Here is a 15,581-nt window from a genome sequence, read left to right on the forward strand (position 1 = left end):
GAGAAGCGAAACCACCATCATGATGCGCAGCCATTATTGCGGCCAACTGAACGAGAGCCTGGACGGCCAGGAAGTCACCCTTTGCGGCTGGGTCCATCGTCGCCGCGACCACGGCGGGGTGATCTTCCTCGACATCCGTGACCGCGAAGGCATGGCCCAGGTCGTGTTCGACCCGGATCGCGCCGAAACCTTCGCTGCCGCCGACCGTGTGCGCAGCGAATACGTCGTGCAGATCACCGGCAAGGTCCGCAAGCGTCCTGAAGGTGCAGTGAATGCCAACATGGCATCCGGTGCCATCGAGATCCTCGGCTACCAGCTGAACGTGCTCAACGAAGCGGAAACCCCGCCGTTCCCCCTGAACGAATACTCCGACGTCGGCGAGGAAACCCGCCTGCGTTACCGCTTCATCGATCTGCGTCGCCCGGAAATGGCCGACAAGCTGCGCCTGCGCTCGCGCATCACCAGCAGCATCCGTCGCTTCCTCGACGAAAACGGCTTCCTCGACGTCGAAACCCCGATCCTCACCCGAGCCACGCCGGAAGGCGCGCGCGACTACCTGGTGCCAAGCCGTACCCACGCCGGTAGCTTCTTCGCCCTGCCGCAATCGCCACAGCTGTTCAAGCAGCTGCTGATGGTCGCTGGCTTCGACCGTTACTACCAGATCGCCAAGTGCTTCCGTGACGAAGACCTGCGTGCCGACCGTCAGCCGGAATTCACCCAGATCGACATCGAGACCAGTTTCCTCGATGAAAGCGAGATCATGGGCCTGACCGAAAGCATGATCCGCAAGCTGTTCAAGGAAGTGCTCGACCTGGAATTCGGCGAATTCCCGCACATGACCTTCGAAGAGGCCATGCGCCGCTACGGCTCCGACAAGCCAGACCTGCGTATTCCGCTGGAGCTGGTTGACGTTGCCGACCAGCTGAAGGATGTCGACTTCAAGGTGTTCGCCGGCCCGGCCAACGATCCGAAGTGCCGCGTTACCGCCCTGCGTCTGCCAGGTGGTGCCAGCATGCCGCGCAGCAAAATCGACGAGTACACCAAGTTCGTCGGTATCTACGGTGCCAAGGGGCTGGCCTACATCAAGGTCAACGAGCGCGCCAAGGGCGTCGAAGGCCTGCAGTCGCCGATCGTCAAGAACATCCCTGAGGCCAACCTCAACAACATCCTCGATCGCGTTGGCGCCGTAGACGGTGACATCGTGTTCTTCGGTGCCGACAAGTTCAAGGTGGTCAGCGAAGCCCTGGGTGCGCTGCGTATTCGTCTGGGTCACGACTTCGAGCTGCTGACCTGCGAGTGGGCGCCGATGTGGGTCGTCGACTTCCCAATGTTCGAAGAGAACGAAGACGGCAGCTTCACTGCATTGCACCACCCGTTCACCGCGCCGAAGTGCACCCCGGAGGAGCTCGAGGCCAACCCGGCCACTGCCCTGTCCCGTGCCTACGACATGGTGCTGAACGGTACCGAGCTGGGTGGCGGTTCGATCCGTATCCACCGTAAAGAGATGCAACAGGCGGTATTCCGTCTGTTGGGTATCGAGGCAGAAGAACAGGAAGAGAAGTTTGGCTTCCTGCTCGACGCTCTGAAGTTCGGGGCACCGCCTCACGGTGGCCTGGCGTTCGGTCTGGACCGTCTGGTCATGCTGATGACCGGCGCTCAGTCGATCCGTGAAGTGATCGCGTTCCCGAAAACCCAGAGCGCCGCATGCGTCATGACCCAGGCCCCTGGCATGGTCGACGCCAAGGCCCTGCGCGAGCTGCACATCCGACTGCGCGAACAGACCAAGGTCGAGTAAGCAGTCCCCGGGCGCATCCACATGGATGCGCCTTTGCGTTTCGACGCAGGTATTTTCCCGTCCCGCCCCGTCATGGGGCGGGGCTGTTTGTGATTCAAAGGATTCGGAGTCGTTATGGCTGGTCATTCCAAGTGGGCGAACATCAAGCACCGCAAAGAGCGCCAGGATGCCAAGAGGGGCAAGGTCTTCACCAAGTGGATCCGCGAACTGACGGTCGCTGCCAAGCAGGGTGGCCCTGATCCGGCATCCAACCCGCGCCTTCGCCTGGCGCTGGACAAGGCGTTGGGCGCCAACATGAGCCGCGACATCATCGATCGTGCCGTGGCCCGTGGTGCTGGCACCAATGAAAGCGACAATGTCGAAGAGCTTAGCTACGAAGGTTACGGCCCGGGTGGCGTGGCGATCATGGTCGAAGCCATGACCGACAACCGCAACCGTACCGCCGCGGCCGTGCGCCATGCCTTCACCAAGTGTGGCGGCAACCTGGGTACTGACGGTTCTGTGGCCTACCTGTTCGAACGCAAAGGCCAGATCAGCTTTGCCCCGGGCGTGGAAGAGGACGCGTTGATGGAAGCGGCAATGGAAGCCGATGCCGACGACGTGGTCGCCAACGACGACGGCTCCTTCGACGTGTTCACCTCGTTCAACAGCTTCTATGCCGTGCGTAATGCCTTGGAAGAGGCTGGCTTCAAGGCCGCTGACGCGGAAATCGTCATGCAGCCGACCACCAGCGCCGAACTCGACCAGGACGGTGCCGAAAAGGTGCTCAAGCTGATCGACATGCTCGAAGACCTGGATGACGTGCAGAACGTTTACTCCAACGCCCAGATTTCCGATGAGATCATGGAAAACCTCGGCTAAGGTGATTTGGCATTTTGTGCCAACTCTGAGCGTTTGATAGCGCCTGTGCCGGCCCTTTCGCGGGTAAACCCGCTCCTACAGGTATTACGCCCATTTCAAATGTGGTGCAGTACCTGTAGGAGCGGGTTTACCCGCGAAAGGGCCGGCGCAGTTTGTAGAGATGCATCATTTTTTCGACGGGCTTTATGACTCTGATTCTAGGTATCGACCCCGGCTCGCGCATCACCGGCTATGGCGTGGTACGCCAGACCGCCCGTGGTTGCGAGTACGTGGCGTCGGGCTGCATCCGCACCGGCAGCGGTGAGCTGCACGAGCGGCTGCAGATTGTTTTTCGTGGTGTCAGTGAAATCATTGCTCAGCACGGCCCGGTGACCATGGGCATCGAACGGGTGTTCATGGCCCGCAACGCCGATTCGGCGCTCAAGCTTGGCCAGGCACGTGGCGCGGCTATCGTCGCCGCCGCCGAGGCCGGCCTGGAGATCGCCGAGTACAGCGCCACCCAGGTCAAGCAGGCCGTGGCCGGCACGGGGGGGGCCAACAAGGAGCAGGTGATGATGATGGTCATGCACCTGCTGAAATTGACGCAAAAACCGCAGATCGACGCTTCCGATGCCCTTGCCATCGCCCTGTGCCACGCCCACACCCGCTCCAGCCTGGTGCCGCATGGCTTGAGCACAGCGCGGCGACGCGGCGGGCGCTTGCGTCTGTAAGCGCTTCATGCGCTGATACACATTTTGTTCGGGTGATGCATTCACCTGCTGCATTTGCTGATAGGGTTGAGCGGTCTTTGACCGGCTCCCCGAGAGGAAGGATCGGAACGTGATTGGACGTTTGCGCGGCACCCTGGCGGAAAAACAACCGCCTCACCTGATTATCGACGTCAACGGCGTGGGTTACGAACTGGAAGTTCCCATGACCACGCTGTACCGTCTGCCCAAAGTGGGTGAAACCGTCACGGTGCATACCCACCTGGTCGTGCGCGAAGATGCCCACTTGCTCTACGGCTTTGCCGAAAAACGTGAGCGCGAGCTGTTCCGCGAGCTGATCCGTCTGAACGGCGTAGGGCCTAAGCTGGCCCTGGCGCTGATGTCCGGGCTGGAAGTGGATGAACTGGTGCGCTGCGTGCAGGCCCAGGACACCTCAGCCCTGGTGCGCGTGCCGGGCGTCGGCAAGAAAACCGCCGAGCGCTTGCTGGTCGAGCTCAAGGACCGTTTCAAGGCCTGGGAAACCTCGCCGGCCATGTTCACCCTGGTGTCCGATGGGCCTTTGCCGGTTGCCAGCGAGTCCAGTGCCGAGGCCGATGCAGTCAGTGCCTTGGTCTCGCTGGGCTACAAGCCGCAGGAAGCCAGCAAGGCAATTGCCGCGATCAAGGACAAGGCCGGCCTGAGCAGTGAAGAGCTGATCCGCCGCAGCCTGAAAGGGATGATTTCCAAGTGATCGAAGCCGACCGCCTGATCGCCGCCAGTGGCCGCGACCGCGAAGAAGTCCAGGACCGTGCGATTCGCCCGCTGAGCCTGGACGAGTACATTGGCCAGCCGGTGGTGCGCGAGCAGATGGCGCTGTTCATCCAGGCCGCCCGCGGCCGCGGCGAATCGCTTGACCACACGCTGATCTTCGGCCCGCCCGGCCTGGGCAAGACCACCCTGGCCAACATCATCGCCCATGAAATGGGCGTGTCGGTGAAGAGCACTTCGGGGCCGATTCTCGAGCGCCCCGGCGACCTGGCAGCGATGCTGACCAATCTCGAGCCGCACGACGTGCTGTTCATCGACGAAATCCACCGGCTGTCGCCTGTGGTCGAAGAAGTGCTTTACCCGGCCATGGAGGACTTCCAGCTCGACATCATGATCGGCGAAGGCCCGGCAGCCCGTTCTATCAAGCTCGATCTGCCACCCTTCACCCTGGTGGGGGCTACTACCCGTGCCGGCATGCTGACCAACCCGCTGCGTGACCGCTTCGGTATCGTGCAGCGCCTGGAGTTCTACAACGACAAGGATCTGAGCACCATCGTCAGCCGCTCGGCCAACATCCTTGGCCTGGCCATCGAAGACCAGGGGGCCTACGAGATCGCCCGTCGTGCCCGTGGCACGCCGCGCATCGCCAACCGCCTGCTGCGCCGCGTGCGTGACTACGCCGAGGTGCGCGGCAAGGGCCAGATCACCAAGGCCGTGGCTGACATGGCGCTGAACCTGCTGGATGTCGACGAGCGTGGTTTCGACCATTCGGACCGTCGCCTGTTGCTGACCATGATCGAGAAGTTCGACGGCGGCCCGGTGGGCGTGGACAACCTGGCTGCAGCCATCAGCGAAGAGCGTCATACCATCGAAGATGTGCTTGAGCCGTACCTGATTCAGCAGGGCTACATCATGCGCACGCCACGCGGCCGCGTGGTCACCCGGCATGCCTACCTGCACTTTGGGCTGAATATTCCCGGGCGCTTGGGGGAGGGGGGCGATTTTTCCGAGCCAGGCGATGAATGACAGATCAAAAGCGACTTTTCGTGGTCCTACCGCTGGCATGCCCTGGGTGCGCTGGCAATAAGACATTAATGAAGAAAAAACAGTTGCCACAGCGGATTGGCAAGCTGAGGAGTAAGCACTAGAGTATGCGCGCGCAAAATCAGCTCGAACCGTTCGCACACCGGTGTCGCGTCTATTACGAAGATACCGATGCGGGCGGCGTGGTGTATTACGTCAACTACCTGAAATTCATGGAGCGCGCGCGCACCGAACGCCTGCGGCACCTGGGCTTTTCCCAGTCGCAGCTGGCTGAAGACAACCTGCTGTTCGTGGTCCATTCCAGCGAAGCGCGCTATCACGCGCCGGCGCGGCTGGATGACGAATTGCGGGTGACCGCGCAAGTACTTGAACTCAATCGCGCCAGCTTGCGTTTCGTACAGCAGGTCTGGCGGGAAAAGGATGAAACGCTGCTTTGCGAAGGGCAGTTCCTGGTGGCTGCCGTGCGCGCCGACACTTTCAAACCCCGAGCCCTACCCCCCCAGCTGCGCGACGCCTTTGCGGCGGACGGCTCGGGTAATCAATCGAATGCAGGAGAATAAGCGTGGAAGCTAACGTCGTCGACCATACCTCCATGTGGAGTCTGGTCAGCAATGCCAGCGTGGTGGTACAGCTGGTAATGCTGACCCTGGTGGCCGCCTCGGTCACCTCATGGATCATGATCTTCCAGCGCAGCACCATGCTGCGCGCCGGTCGTCGTGCGCTGGATGCCTTCGAAGAGCGTTTCTGGTCAGGCATCGACCTGTCCAAGCTGTACCGCCAGGCAGGCAGCAACCCAGACCCGGACTCCGGCGTGGAGCAGGTGTTCCGTGCCGGTTTCAAGGAGTTCTCGCGCCTGCGCCAGCAGCCGGGTGTCGACCCGGACGCTGTCATGGAAGGTGTTGGCCGTGCCATGCGTGTGGCCATCTCGCGCGAGGAAGAAAAACTCGAGCAGAGCTTGCCGTTCCTGGCCACCGTTGGTTCGACCAGCCCGTACATCGGCCTGTTCGGCACCGTGTGGGGCATCATGAACTCCTTCCGCGGCCTGGCCAGCGCACAGCAGGCCACCCTGGCCACCGTTGCACCGGGCATTGCCGAAGCACTGATCGCTACCGCCATCGGCCTGTTCGCGGCAATCCCGGCTGTCATTGCCTACAACCGTTTCGCCGCGCGCAGTGAAATACTGATCGGCCGTTACTACACCTTCGCCGACGAGTTCCAGGCGATCCTGCACCGCAAAGTGCACACCAGCGAAGAGTAATCAGGTAGAAGCCCATGGCCCGAGTTCGCCACAAACGCAAGCCCGTCGCCGAGATGAACGTGGTGCCCTACATCGACGTGATGCTGGTGCTGCTGGTCATCTTCATGGTGACGGCGCCCATGCTCAATCAGGGCGTGAAGGTCGACCTGCCCAAGGTTTCCAGCGAAGCCTTGCCGCAGGACAACAACGTCCAGATCCTCACCATCTCCATCAAGGCCGATAAAACCTATTACTGGAACCTCGGCAGCGAAGTCGATACCGACAAGCAGATGGACAAAGCCATGACCTTGCCGGCCATGACCGACGCCGTTACCAAGATCATTGCTGCCGGCCGTGACCAGGGCAAGCAGACCCAGGTGTTCATTCGTGGCGACAAGGCTGTCGACTATGGCGCGGTCATGGGTGCCATGGGCGGGTTGCAGAAGGCCGGTGTCGGTAACGTTGGCCTGATTACCGAGGCGCCCTGATGCAACAGCGAGAGCCATCCGCCTCGGAAAGCTACTTCTGGCCCAGTGTCTGGGCCATCGGCCTGCATGTGCTGGTGTTTGCCCTGCTGTTCGTCAGTTTTGCCATGACGCCTGAGCTGCCGCCTTCCAAGCCGATCGTTCAGGCTACCCTGTACCAGCTCAAGTCCAAGAGCCAGGCAACCACCCAGACCAATCAGAAGATTGCCGGGGAGGCGAAGAAAACCGCTTCGCGCCAGACCGAAGTCGAGCAGCTGGAACAGAAGAAGGTCGAGCAGGAGGCCGTGAAGGCCGCGGAACAAAAGAAAGCTGACGCCGCTCAAAAGGCCGAAGAGGCCCGCGAAGCCGCCGAGGCGAAAAAAGCCGAGGATGCTGCCAAGGCCGCCGAAGCTGCCAAGGCTGCCGAGGCCAAGAAAGCCGCCGAAGCCAAGAAAGCCGACGAGGCGAAGAAAGCCGCCGAGAAACAGCAGGCCGACATCGCCAAGAAAAAGGCTGAGGACGAAGCCAAGAAAAAAGCCGAAGAAGAGGCCAAGAAAGAGGCCGCTGAAGAGGCGAAGAAGCAAGCCGCCGAGGAAGCCAAGAAAAAGGCAGCCGAAGAGGCCAAGAAGAAAGCAGCCGAGGACGCCAAGAAGAAAGCGGCGGCCGAGGACGCGAAGAAGAAGGCAGCTGAAGAGGCCAAGAAAAAGGCCGCTGCAGATGCCCAGAAGAAGAAGGCACAGGAAGCGGCCCGCAAGGCGGCAGAAGACAAGAAAGCCCAGGCACTGGCCGAGCTGTTGTCCGATACCACCGAGCGGCAGCAGGCGCTGGCCGACGAGCAGGGTGACCAGGTGGCCGGTGACTTCGACGACCTGATCCGTATGCGCGCGGCCGAGGGCTGGGCACGTCCGCCTTCCGCGCGCAAGGGCATGACGGTGGTCCTGCAGATCAACATGTTGCCGGACGGTACCATCACCAGTGTCAGCGTGGCCCGTTCCAGTGGTGACGGCCCGTATGACAGTTCGGCGGTGGCTGCGGTGAAGAACATTGGTCGTTTGACCGAGATGCAGGGTATGAAGCCGAGCGATTTCAACCAATATCGTTCGTTCAAGATGACATTTACACCTGAGGATCTAGCGTTGTGATTAAACGTCTGAGAGGACTGCTGGTCATGCTCTGCTGCGTGGCAGGCATGGCGGTGGCAGAAGAAAAGAACATCCTGGTTACCAGCGGCAGTGATCGGGCCACGCCCATCGCGGTAGTGCCGTTCGGTCTGCAGGGCGGCAGCGTGCTGCCCGAAGACATCGCCGACATCATCGGCAATGACCTGCGCAACTCTGGCTACTACTCGCCAATTCCGCGGCAGAACATGATCAGCCAGCCGTCGCAGGCCAGCGAAGTGATCTTCCGTGACTGGAAAGCGCTGGGTGCACAATACGTGATGGTCGGCAGCATCGTGCCGTCGGGCGGTCGCCTGCAGGTGCAGTACGCGCTGTTCAACGTCGCCACCGAGCAGCAAGTGCTGACCGGCAGCGTGGCGGGCAGCACCGACCAGCTGCGCGACATGGCGCACTACATTGCCGACCAGTCGTTCGAGAAGCTCACCGGCATCAAGGGCGCGTTCTCTACGCGCATGCTGTACGTGACGGCCGAGCGTTTCTCCACCAACAACACCCGCTACACCCTCCAGCGTTCGGACTACGACGGTGCGCGTGCGGTGACCCTGCTGCAATCGCGTGAGCCGATCCTGTCGCCGCGCTTTGCGCCAGATGGCAAACGGATCGCCTATGTTTCGTTCGAGCAGAAGCGCCCACGTATCTTCGTGCAGAACATCGATACTGGCCGCCGCGAGCAGGTGACCAACTTCGAGGGCCTCAATGGCGCGCCAGCCTGGTCGCCAGACGGTTCGCGCCTGGCGTTCGTGCTGTCCAAGGACGGCAACCCGGACATCTACGTGATGAATGTGGCCTCGCGCCAGATCAGCCGTGTTACTGCAGGCCCGGGTATCAATACCGAGCCGTTCTGGGGTAAAGATGGCAACACCCTTTACTTCACTTCCGACCGTGGCGGCAAACCGCAGATCTATAAACAGTCGGTCAGTGGTGGTGGTGCCGAGCGCGTAACGTTCGTGGGTAACTACAACGCCAACCCGAAACTTTCGGCGGACGAAAAGACCCTGGTAATGATCCATCGCCAACAGGGCTTTACCAACTTCAAAGTGGCGGCACAGGACTTGCAGCGCGGAAGTGTAAAGATTCTGTCTGAAACAAGTCTTGATGAGTCTCCCACTGTTGCGCCAAACGGCACCATGCTAATCTACGCCACCCGCCAGCAGGGCCGGGGAGTCTTGATGCTCGTGTCGCTTAATGGCCGCGTGAGGCTCCCACTTCCTACCGCTCAAGGCGAAGTCAGAGAACCGTCCTGGTCCCCTTACCTGAACTGATTGCGGCGTAATACATTTTGCTTAACACACTGGGGTTTCATTAGGAGTTTCACGATGGAAATGCTGAAGTTTGGTAAATTTGCTGCGCTGGCCCTGGCCATGGCCGTAGCTGTAGGTTGCTCCTCGAAGGGCGGTGATAACGCAGGCGAAGGCGCTGCTGTAGACCCTAACGCTGGCTACGGTGCCAACACTGGCGCTGTTGACGGCTCCCTGAGCGAAGAAGCCGCCCTGCGCGCAATCACCACCTTCTACTTCGAATACGACAGCTCGGACCTGAAGCCAGAAGCCATGCGCGCTCTGGACGTTCACGCCAAGGACCTGAAAGCCAACGGCAACCGTGTTGTTCTGGAAGGTAACACCGACGAGCGCGGCACCCGCGAGTACAACATGGCTCTGGGTGAGCGTCGTGCGAAAGCCGTTCAGCGCTACCTGGTTCTGCAGGGCGTTTCCCCTGCTCAGCTGGAACTGGTTTCCTACGGCGAAGAGCGTCCAGTTGCTACCGGCAACGACGAGCAGTCCTGGGCTCAGAACCGTCGCGTAGAACTGCGTAAGTAAGTTCTTATGCGTATGTGCCGCCGTGTAGTAACCGTCCTCGCACTCAGCCTGCCGCTTGCGGCCTGGGCTGAGGTCCCTGTAGTAGATGACAACGCAGGCAGCTATCCGCCTGCGGGTTATGGCACGAGCGGCGCCTATGCCGGGTCAGGGGCTTCGGCCCCTGCCTCTGCACAGGGCCAGCTGTTCATGCAGCTGCAACAGATGCAGGATCAGCTTTCCCGCCAGCAAGGCATCATCGAAGAGCTGCAAAACGATGTGTCGCGCATGAAGCAGGAAAACCTGGAGCGTTACCAGGACCTGGACCGTCGCATCAACAGTGGCGCTGCGCCTGCCGCAACCCCTGATAATTCCTCCGGTGGTGGTGCGTCCAATGCCGCCCCCGATGCCGCAGCAGGTGCTGCTGCGCAACAACCGGCCGGCAGTAGCCAGCCCGGTGATCCGGCGAAAGAGAAGCTCTATTACGACGCAGCTTTCGACCTGATCAAACAGAAAGACTTCGACAAGGCCAGCCAGGCGTTCAACGCCTTCCTGCGCAAGTACCCCAACAGCCAGTACGCCGGTAATGCCCAGTACTGGTTGGGTGAAGTGAACCTGGCCAAGGGTGACCTGCAAGGCGCCAGCCAGGCTTTTGCCCAGGTCAGCCAAAAGTACCCGAAGCACAGCAAGGTGCCAGATTCGCTGTACAAACTGGCTGATGTCGAGCGCCGTATGGGCCATACCGACAAGGTAAAAGGCATCCTCCAGCAGGTCGTCACCCAGTACCCCGGCACCTCTGCCGCTCAACTGGCCCAGCGTGACCTGCAGAAGCTCTAGGCGTTGTCGCTGTACCGCTCGAAAGAAACCCGCGCCAGTCGCGGGTTTTTTCGTTAGAATCACTGCCCTTTTTTCGTAAACACGCTGCTGCGGATAACGCGATGTCGAGTCCGCGACAGTGCCTGACGGAGGCGGACAGCCTGTTTAGCTGTCACGCCCGTGGCGAGCATGCAAGACACATTACGCATCACCGAAGTCTTTTACTCTTTGCAGGGTGAGACGCGAACGGCCGGGCTGCCTACGGTATTTGTGCGCCTCACCGGTTGCCCCCTGCGTTGCCAGTACTGCGACAGTGCCTATGCCTTCAGTGGCGGTACCGTTCGCACCCTTGATTCGATCCTTGAGCAAGTGGCCGGCTTCAAGCCGCGCTACGTCTGTGTCACCGGTGGCGAACCGCTGGCCCAGCCCAACGCCTTGCCGTTGCTGCAGCGGCTGTGTGACGCTGGTTACGAGGTGTCGCTGGAAACCAGCGGCGCGCTGGATATTGCCGGCACCGACACCCGCGTCAGCCGTGTGGTCGACCTGAAAACCCCAGGCTCCGAAGAGTCGCACCGTAACCGCTACGAGAACATCGAGCAGCTGACGCGCAACGACCAGGTCAAGTTCGTCATTTGTTCCCGTGAGGATTATGACTGGGCGGTATCCAAGCTGATCCAGTACAACCTGGCAGAGCGTGCCGGTGAGGTGTTGTTCTCACCCAGCCATCATCAGGTGAACGCCAGTGACCTGGCTGACTGGATCGTTGCTGACAACCTGCCCGTACGCTTCCAACTTCAGCTGCACAAGCTGCTGTGGAACGACGAGCCCGGACGTTGATTGAGGAGCACGTACACATGACAGAAAAACGCGCAGTAATCCTGTTGTCCGGCGGCCTGGACTCGGCCACCGTGGTTGCCATGGCCAAGGCCGAAGGCTACAGCTGCTACACCATGAGCTTCGACTACGGCCAGCGTCATCGCGCCGAGCTGAACGCCGCTGCCCGCGTGGCCCGCGACCTGGGTGTGGTCGAGCACAAGGTGATTGGGCTGAACCTCGACGGCATCGGCGGTTCGGCATTGACCGACAGCAGCATCGACGTGCCGGAAGCCCCGGGTGAAGGCATTCCGGTCACTTATGTGCCGGCGCGCAACACCGTGTTCCTTTCGCTGGCGCTGGGTTGGGCAGAAGTGCTGGAAGCGCGCGACATCTTCATTGGCGTCAACGCCGTCGATTACTCTGGCTACCCGGATTGCCGTCCCGAGTTCGTCGAGGCCTTCGAGCGCATGGCCAACCTGGCGACCAAGGCTGGCGTAGAAGGGCAGGGCTTCCGCATCCAGGCGCCGCTGCAGAACATGAGCAAGGCGCAGATCGTGCAGGCCGGTATGGCCCGTGGTGTGGACTACAGCCTGACTGTTTCCTGCTACCAGGCCGACGATGACGGCCGCGCCTGTGGCAAATGCGACAGCTGCCGCCTGCGCGCCGACGGTTTCAAGGCCGCCGGTATCGAAGACCCGACTCGGTATTTTTGAAAAAATCGTGATGGGGTGTTGAATTCTCGTTAGAAATCAGTATTATACGCGCCATCAAATGGGTCGTTAGCTCAGTTGGTAGAGCAGTTGGCTTTTAACCAATTGGTCGTAGGTTCGAATCCTACACGACCCACCATACGCAGTACGTGAAAGCCCGCTACCAGAAATGGTCGCGGGCTTTTTCGTTTGCGCTACGGGGTTCAAAAAAGGGCGCAGCGCGCCCACACATTACTCGGCCCATTCCGGGTCGCCAGTGAACACCACTGTCAGCCAGCGGTCCGGCCCTTCGCCGCCTACCGCGTCGCCAATCTCGTTGCGCCAGGCATCCCATTCATCGATGGTCTTCGCCGCCATGGTTTTGGGCACGATGAAATACAGTTCGATCTCCCGCGAACGCCCGACCTTGGCGACATAGGCGCGGTAAGACTGCAGGCCGTGGCGAGCGACGAAGGCCTTGGCCACCTCATCTACGTGCAGCTTGAGGTCGCCAGGGGTGACCAGGAAGATTTCAGACAGCGCCTGACGCACCACCGACATCGGCAATGGCACGATCACCAGGCACACCAGCGCCAGCACCGCCGGGTCAATATAGGGTGATACCCATTCCAGCGAAGTGCCTTGCACGGCATAGCCAAAGCAGAAGGCGATCAGCAGTGCGGCAGTGATGCTGGCCGACATCACCCAGCCCTTGACGTCCATGCGCACGAAGTCTGACTTTAGTTTGCGGTTGGCGCGGGCCTCGATGACGGCGATGGTCACGCAGGTGATCACTGTCAGCGCCGCGTAGACCATGGCAATGCCGAACTCCAGGTGGCGTCCGCCTTGCAGCAGGCTGCTGACGGCATTGATCAGCGCGTAGATGGCCACGCCGCCGAGCAGAATGCCGTTGAGCGCCAGTACCATGGGTTCCAGGTGCCAGAAACCCATGGTGAAGCGCTCGCGCAGCTTGCGTGACATCTGCACGCTGGTGGTGTGCGAAGTGATCAGCTTGACCACGACCAGCGAGAGCCCGCTCATGCTGGCGTCGACCAGCGAGTATACGCCGTCGAAGACGATGGAAAACGAGCCGGAGGCAAGGCCGAAGGCGATGCCGATGCTGGCGATGAACAGGGTGGCGGCGATCGAGGTGCGTAAAAGTCCTTGTTCGCTGGTGATGTCGAAGAAGGTGGATCGGGTTGCGGTTTGCATGAGTAGTGCTCAGTAAAAACGATGATGCTGTTGTGTCTGTGCCGGCCTCTTCGCGGGCAAGCCCGCGCCTACAGGGGCTGGCGCCGCCTACAAGAGCAGTGCAAATCCCGTGTAGGAGCGGGTTTACCCGCGAAGAGGCCCTCACAGGCTAGACGCGAAACTGCTCCATTAGCGCTTGCTGCTGGTTGGCCAGCCGGTTCAGGGCCTGACTGATGCGTGCCGACTCATCGGCCTGTCCGGCCAGTGATTCTGTCACGTCTCGAATGCCGGCCACGTTACGGTTCACTTCCTCGGCCACCGCACTCTGCTCTTCCGCCGCCGAGGCTATCTGCAAATTCATGTCGCTGATCACCGCCACGGCCTCGCCAATACGCTGCAGTGCCGGTAATGCCTGCTCCATGCGTGCGGCGCTGTCCTGGGCCTGGCGTTGGCCTGCATGCATGGCCCCCACCACGTCCTGGGTGCCTTGCTGAAGGCCCTCGATGACCTGGCGAATTTCCTCTACCGAAACCTGCGTGCGCTGGGCCAGGCCGCGCACCTCATCGGCAACCACGGCGAAGCCACGCCCGGCTTCGCCTGCGCGGGCCGCTTCGATGGCGGCATTCAGTGCCAGCAGGTTGGTTTGCTCGGCAATGGTGCGGATCACTTCAAGTACCGAGCCGATTTGCCCGCTGCGGTCTTCCAGTGCACGGGCCTCGTCCATGGCAGTGTTCATGCCTGCGGCCAGGCGGTCGATGCCCTGGCGCGTGCTGTCCACCAGTTGCAAGCCTTCCTGGCTGGCCTGATCCGCGGCGCGTGCGGCCTGGGCCGCCTGCGAGGCGTTGTGGGCGACATCCAGAGCGGTGGCGCTCATTTCATTGGCCGCTGTGGCCACCTGTTCGATTTCGCGATGCTGTTGCTGCATGCCGTTGCTGGTCTGGCTGGCGATGGCGGCCGATTGGTCGGCGGTGTCGCGGGCCTCCTGCAGCGACCCTTTGACCTGGGCAATGACCGGTTGCAACTTGTCGAGGAAGCGGTTGAACCAGCCGGTGAGCAGGCCCAGTTCATCCTGGCGGGCGTAGTCCAGGCGACGGGTAAGGTCGCCTTCGCCACTGGCAATGTCTTCCAGGCGTGCCGCCACGGCCAGGATTGGCCGGCTAACGCCGCGAGCGGTCAGCCACACCAGCAGCAAACCCACGATTGCCGTGCCAAGGCCTATCAGCAGGCTGGTGAGGTTGGCATTCTGGTTATGGGCATCAAGGCGCTGGTTGAGGGCTACGGCAGGGGCCTGCAGCACGCTTTCCGGCACTTCCAGCCATACCTGCCACGGGGCTGTGTCAGGGATTGGCGTGAAGGGATGGGCCACGCGCAGCAGACCGTCGGCTACCGCATTTGCCATGGGCTTGCCGAGCGTGCTGTCGTCGCGGCTGTTGCCCGCCAGCAGGCCGGCGGCGGTGGCGATACTCACCTGGCCCTGGCCGTCGAACAGGTCGCGGCGGCCGTCCACACTCAGTTGCTGCAGGTTGGCCAGGCCGATGTCCAGGCCGACCACGCCGACTACCTTGCCGTGTTCCAGCAGTGGCAAAGCGATGCTGGTCATCAGCACCTGACGGCCGTTGACCTCGTCGAGGTACGGTTCGAGCATGCAGGTCCTGGCGGTGTCCTGCGGGCAGGTCAGCCAGCGGTTCTTCGCCGCGCCGTTGCTGCCGATGCTGGTGTCGCCGAGCATCGTTTCCGGCATGGCTTCAAGTTCCAGGGTGCCGCGGCTTGGTTGGGACCAGTACAGCGAGAAACGCCCGCTCTCATTGCTGCCCAGGGCGTCCTGCCCGAGGTAGTGGCTGTCCTGCTGGTCCAGGGCATTGGGCTGGAACACCAAATACAGGCCAATCACATCCGGGTTGCCGGCCAGGCTGGCACGCGCCTGGCGGGTCAGTTCGGCGCGCAGGTCGCTACCACCACGGGCCTTCAGCACGTGTACCAGGCGGGCAAAGCCATTGCCGTACTGGTAGGCGTCCATGAAGTAGCGCTGGATACGCAAGGCCTGGGTTTCGGCGTGGGCCTGCAGGCGCTGGCGGGCGCTGTCTTCGAGCATGGCAGTGTTGGCCTGGTTAACCAGGGCGGCGCTGCGATGGGCCTGGGTCAGCGAGGTGGCTACCAGCAAGGCGACAATGGCCAGCAGGCACAGGCCGGCGAGGAGTGTGATCTTCCACTGGATGGAGAGGCGACGCAGCGGCATGAGGGCT

At 61.5% G+C, this 15,581-nt stretch carries 16 protein-coding genes, 1 tRNA gene and 1 pseudogene; 15 read left to right on the top strand and 3 right to left on the bottom strand.

All coding sequences use genetic code 11. The annotated features are described in order from the left end of the window. Positions 1–19: 19 nt before the first annotated feature. The 15 genes from aspS to LMH93_RS06490 all read left to right on the top strand — a co-directional run bounded on the left by aspS (position 20) and on the right by LMH93_RS06490 (position 12,307). A complete protein-coding gene (gene aspS, locus LMH93_RS06420; protein ID WP_004575741.1) occupies positions 20–1,795 on the top strand; it encodes an aspartate--tRNA ligase in 1,776 nt (591 codons plus the stop codon). A gap of 114 nt (positions 1,796–1,909) precedes the next feature. Continuing rightward, complete coding sequence (locus LMH93_RS06425) at positions 1,910–2,656, top strand: YebC/PmpR family DNA-binding transcriptional regulator (RefSeq protein ID WP_003254770.1); 747 nt, start codon at positions 1,910–1,912, stop codon at positions 2,654–2,656. Positions 2,657–2,841: 185 nt separating this feature from the next. After that, entirely contained in the window at positions 2,842–3,366 is a 525-nt protein-coding gene (gene ruvC, locus LMH93_RS06430) for a crossover junction endodeoxyribonuclease RuvC (protein ID WP_003254769.1), read from the top strand. 109 nt (positions 3,367–3,475) lie between these two features. Continuing rightward, positions 3,476–4,093 carry a Holliday junction branch migration protein RuvA gene (gene ruvA, locus LMH93_RS06435; protein WP_003254768.1) on the top strand — a complete coding sequence of 206 codons (618 nt, stop codon included), beginning with the start codon at positions 3,476–3,478 and terminating at the stop codon, positions 4,091–4,093. Continuing rightward, positions 4,090–5,136 carry a Holliday junction branch migration DNA helicase RuvB gene (gene ruvB / locus LMH93_RS06440; protein ID WP_003254766.1) on the top strand — a complete coding sequence of 349 codons (1,047 nt, stop codon included), beginning with the start codon at positions 4,090–4,092 and terminating at the stop codon, positions 5,134–5,136. The genes ruvA and ruvB overlap by 4 nt, the downstream gene beginning before the upstream one ends. Before the next feature lie 125 nt (positions 5,137–5,261). Beyond that, the gene (ybgC, locus tag LMH93_RS06445) at positions 5,262–5,714 is read left to right on the top strand and encodes a tol-pal system-associated acyl-CoA thioesterase (RefSeq protein ID WP_003254764.1); all 453 of its coding nucleotides are present in this window, start codon (positions 5,262–5,264) and stop codon (positions 5,712–5,714) included. 2 nt (positions 5,715–5,716) lie between these two features. Next, positions 5,717–6,412 carry a protein TolQ gene (gene tolQ, locus LMH93_RS06450; protein WP_003254762.1) on the top strand — a complete coding sequence of 232 codons (696 nt, stop codon included), beginning with the start codon at positions 5,717–5,719 and terminating at the stop codon, positions 6,410–6,412. Between the two features lie 14 nt (positions 6,413–6,426). Then, positions 6,427–6,879 carry a protein TolR gene (gene tolR / locus LMH93_RS06455; protein ID WP_003254760.1) on the top strand — a complete coding sequence of 151 codons (453 nt, stop codon included), beginning with the start codon at positions 6,427–6,429 and terminating at the stop codon, positions 6,877–6,879. Continuing rightward, positions 6,879–7,997: a cell envelope integrity protein TolA gene (gene tolA / locus LMH93_RS06460; protein ID WP_012051476.1), complete on the top strand. Its 1,119-nt coding sequence runs from the start codon at positions 6,879–6,881 to the stop codon at positions 7,995–7,997. The genes tolR and tolA overlap by 1 nt, the downstream gene beginning before the upstream one ends. A 26-nt stretch (positions 7,998–8,023) precedes the next feature. Further along, positions 8,024–9,295, top strand: a complete 1,272-nt coding sequence (gene tolB, locus LMH93_RS06465) for a Tol-Pal system beta propeller repeat protein TolB (RefSeq protein ID WP_012051477.1) — start codon at positions 8,024–8,026, stop codon at positions 9,293–9,295. Positions 9,296–9,349: 54 nt separating this feature from the next. Continuing rightward, positions 9,350–9,850 (top strand): peptidoglycan-associated lipoprotein Pal, encoded by a 501-nt coding sequence (gene pal / locus LMH93_RS06470; protein ID WP_003254755.1) that lies wholly within the window; start codon positions 9,350–9,352, stop codon positions 9,848–9,850. 6 nt (positions 9,851–9,856) lie between these two features. After that, entirely contained in the window at positions 9,857–10,663 is an 807-nt protein-coding gene (gene ybgF, locus LMH93_RS06475; RefSeq protein WP_003254754.1) for a tol-pal system protein YbgF, read from the top strand. Between the two features lie 168 nt (positions 10,664–10,831). Beyond that, the gene (gene queE / locus LMH93_RS06480) at positions 10,832–11,479 is read left to right on the top strand and encodes a 7-carboxy-7-deazaguanine synthase QueE (RefSeq protein WP_003254753.1); all 648 of its coding nucleotides are present in this window, start codon (positions 10,832–10,834) and stop codon (positions 11,477–11,479) included. Next, positions 11,479–12,171 carry a 7-cyano-7-deazaguanine synthase QueC gene (gene queC / locus LMH93_RS06485; RefSeq protein WP_076403786.1) on the top strand — a complete coding sequence of 231 codons (693 nt, stop codon included), beginning with the start codon at positions 11,479–11,481 and terminating at the stop codon, positions 12,169–12,171. Before queE ends, queC begins: the two co-directional genes overlap by 1 nt. 60 nt (positions 12,172–12,231) lie before the next feature. Further along, positions 12,232–12,307 (top strand) — tRNA-Lys (locus tag LMH93_RS06490). 92 nt (positions 12,308–12,399) lie between these two features. Here the strand turns inward: LMH93_RS06490 and LMH93_RS06495 are convergent. The 3 genes and pseudogenes from LMH93_RS06495 to mcpU form a co-directional block, all read right to left on the bottom strand. Continuing rightward, complete coding sequence (locus tag LMH93_RS06495) at positions 12,400–13,359, bottom strand: cation diffusion facilitator family transporter (protein ID WP_003254751.1); 960 nt, start codon at positions 13,357–13,359, stop codon at positions 12,400–12,402. A gap of 148 nt (positions 13,360–13,507) precedes the next feature. Further along, positions 13,508–14,263: a methyl-accepting chemotaxis protein gene (locus tag LMH93_RS29810; protein WP_370688784.1), complete on the bottom strand. Its 756-nt coding sequence runs from the start codon at positions 14,261–14,263 to the stop codon at positions 13,508–13,510. A gap of 102 nt (positions 14,264–14,365) precedes the next feature. After that, positions 14,366–15,574 (bottom strand): annotated as a pseudogene (gene mcpU, locus LMH93_RS29815) (methyl-accepting chemotaxis protein McpU); the annotation flags it as partial. Between the last annotated feature and the right edge of the window lie 7 nt (positions 15,575–15,581).

The sequence above is a fragment of the Pseudomonas sp. CIP-10 genome (assembly GCF_020911845.1).
Taxonomy (GTDB): Bacteria; Pseudomonadota; Gammaproteobacteria; order Pseudomonadales; family Pseudomonadaceae; genus Aquipseudomonas; species Aquipseudomonas alloputida.

Coding starts and splice junctions, on each gene's coding strand:
- queE (WP_003254753.1), top strand. CDS start 10,832: ATGCAAGACACATTACGCATCACCGAAGTCTTTTACTCTTTGCAGGGT.
- LMH93_RS29810 (WP_370688784.1), bottom strand. CDS start 14,263: ATGCAGCAACAGCATCGCGAAATCGAACAGGTGGCCACAGCGGCCAAT.
- ybgC (WP_003254764.1), top strand. CDS start 5,262: ATGCGCGCGCAAAATCAGCTCGAACCGTTCGCACACCGGTGTCGCGTC.
- aspS (WP_004575741.1), top strand. CDS start 20: ATGATGCGCAGCCATTATTGCGGCCAACTGAACGAGAGCCTGGACGGC.
- tolR (WP_003254760.1), top strand. CDS start 6,427: ATGGCCCGAGTTCGCCACAAACGCAAGCCCGTCGCCGAGATGAACGTG.
- LMH93_RS06495 (WP_003254751.1), bottom strand. CDS start 13,359: ATGCAAACCGCAACCCGATCCACCTTCTTCGACATCACCAGCGAACAA.
- tolA (WP_012051476.1), top strand. CDS start 6,879: ATGCAACAGCGAGAGCCATCCGCCTCGGAAAGCTACTTCTGGCCCAGT.
- pal (WP_003254755.1), top strand. CDS start 9,350: ATGGAAATGCTGAAGTTTGGTAAATTTGCTGCGCTGGCCCTGGCCATG.
- ybgF (WP_003254754.1), top strand. CDS start 9,857: ATGCGTATGTGCCGCCGTGTAGTAACCGTCCTCGCACTCAGCCTGCCG.
- ruvC (WP_003254769.1), top strand. CDS start 2,842: ATGACTCTGATTCTAGGTATCGACCCCGGCTCGCGCATCACCGGCTAT.
- LMH93_RS06425 (WP_003254770.1), top strand. CDS start 1,910: ATGGCTGGTCATTCCAAGTGGGCGAACATCAAGCACCGCAAAGAGCGC.
- tolB (WP_012051477.1), top strand. CDS start 8,024: ATGCTCTGCTGCGTGGCAGGCATGGCGGTGGCAGAAGAAAAGAACATC.